Annotated in this window: 2 protein-coding genes; both read left to right on the top strand. The window is 58.2% G+C overall.

Annotation, left to right across the window (positions count from 1 at the left end):
* The first annotated feature begins 424 nt into the window (after positions 1–424).
* Positions 425–1,393, top strand: a complete 969-nt coding sequence (locus WCA53_RS15360; protein ID WP_423911827.1) for an ABC transporter substrate-binding protein — start codon at positions 425–427, stop codon at positions 1,391–1,393.
* Between the two features lie 72 nt (positions 1,394–1,465).
* Positions 1,466–2,250 (top strand): ATP-binding cassette domain-containing protein (locus WCA53_RS15355; RefSeq protein ID WP_423911824.1); only part of this gene is annotated, 785 nt, incomplete at its 3' end.

Genomic DNA, 2,250 nt, shown 5'->3' with positions numbered 1-2,250 from the left:
TTGATGTGTGGGGGCGGCACTATGTTCGGGCCAAAAGCCTGAAGTGAGCAACGACGACACTTAGGTATTCGCGGTTTGAACGCGTTTCTTTGCTTGGTTTCTTTGCGCGTTTGAAAAGAAATGAAGTTCCGCCCCGGATCGGGGCTAACAGAAATAAGCAAGAAAATACTACTTATACAGAACGACCACGCTAGCAGAAGGACTCAATCCTAGCCCCACACTCGCCGCGAGCAGCACCCCCTCCCACCTTACCCCCAAAGCGCCAGCGCCCCCGGCCATATCAGTTTTGATATTGCAAACGCGAAATAACTGATTGGACCGTCATGTGACGCCGCGCTAACCTTGGTTTGGGCTCAGTTATGAACCCGCGCCTGCGGTTATCAGGCCGCAGCAAAAAAACAAACACAATAGTCAGGAGACGGCAATGAGAGATTCGCGACGGACAGTACTGGGTGCGCTCCTTGGTTCTGCACTCGTACTAGCCACCGGCATGACCGCACATGCCGACGACAAAAAGATTACGCTGGGCTTCGCCCAGGTCGGCGCGGAAAGCGCATGGCGTACCGCCAATACGGTATCGATCAAAGCTGCGGCGAAGGACGCGGGAATCAACCTGAAATTCTCCGACGCTCAACAGAAGCAAGAAAATCAGATCAAGGCGATCCGCTCTTATATCGCCCAGAAGGTCGATGTCATCGCGTTTTCCCCGGTAGTGGAGTCCGGCTGGGAACCCATCCTGCTCGAAGCGAAAGCAGCCAAAATCCCCGTGATTCTCACTGACCGCAATATCGACGTTAAAGATACCTCCCTCTACGTGACGATGATCGGCTCGGACTTCCTCGAAGAAGGACGCCGCGGAGGCAAATGGCTAGAAGACCACTATAAGAACGACGCGGGTCCGATCAATATCGTCGAGTTGCAAGGCACGGTAGGTTCCGCGCCCGCCAACGACCGGCGCGCAGGTCTGCTCGAAGTGATCAAGAACGATCCGAAGTTCAAGATCATCGCCTCCCAAAGCGGAGACTTCACACTCGCCGGTGGCAAGCAGGTCATGGAAGCCTTCGCCAAGACCTACGGCAAGCAGATCAACGTGGTCTACGCACATAACGACGACATGGCGCTCGGGGCCATCCAGGCAATGGAAGAAGCCGGCATGAAGCCCGGCACGGACGTAACCGTCGTCTCATTCGACGCCACCAAGGGCGGCTTCGAAGCAATGATCGCCGGCAAGATCAACGTCGACGTGGAATGCAGTCCGCTGCTCGGACCGCAATTGATGACCGCCGTAAAAGACGTGGTCGCCGGCAAGACGCTGCCCAAGCGTATCGTGACCGAAGAAACGATCTTCCCGATGAGCGTCGCCGCCCAAGTCTTGCCGCAACGCAAGTACTGAGGCCGCGCCCAGGCGCCCGAGTCCGTCGCGCTTTCCGCGACGGACTCTTAACCTCCTATTTCGGGCAGGCATATGACCGGTTCCCCCATTCTCGAAACCATCGGCTTGTCCAAGTCATTTCCAGGCGTCAAGGCGCTGCAGAAGGTCGACTTCCATTTGTACAAGGGTGAAATCCACACGCTGATGGGCCAGAATGGCGCGGGCAAGTCCACCCTCATCAACGTGCTGACGGGCGTGCACGAGCACGATGCGGGCGAGATCCTGCTCGGGGGCCAACCGGTCAACTTCGCCACGCCACTCGAAGCGGAAGCAGCCGGTATCCGCACGCTGTATCAGGAAGTCAACCTGTGCCCGAATCTCTCGGTGGCGGAAAACATGTTCGCCGGACGGCAGCCCAAACGCCGTGGCGCCATCGACTGGAAGACCATTCATGCGCGAGCCGAAGCCGCGCTCGCCGAACTCAACGTCTCGCTGGACGTGACCAAGTCGCTCGATACCTATCCGATCGCCGTGCAGCAAATGGTGGCGATCGCGCGCGCGGTGTCGGTGGACGCGCGCGTCCTGATCCTCGACGAACCCACTTCCAGCCTCGATGACAGTGAGGTCGCGCGCCTCTTCGACGTTCTGCGCAAGCTCAAACAATCTGACATCGCGATCCTGTTCGTGACGCACTTCCTTGAGCAGACCTATGCAATTTCCGATCGCATCACGGTCATGCGCAATGGCGAATGCGAGGGCGAATATCTGGCGAAGGACCTGCCGGTCGAACTGCTCGTGTCAAAGATGGTCGGCCATGAACGCATGACCGAGCGGCTGCAACGGGCCGAGTCGGAACCCCCGGCGCCCATGAGCGCCGT

Source organism: Caballeronia sp., assembly GCF_049581465.1.
Lineage (GTDB): Bacteria > Pseudomonadota > Gammaproteobacteria > Burkholderiales > Burkholderiaceae > Caballeronia.
Note: the sequence above shows the minus strand (reverse complement) of the source record. Positions and strands in the feature narration are given on the sequence as shown.

Coding starts and splice junctions, on each gene's coding strand:
- WCA53_RS15360 (WP_423911827.1), top strand. CDS start 425: ATGAGAGATTCGCGACGGACAGTACTGGGTGCGCTCCTTGGTTCTGCA.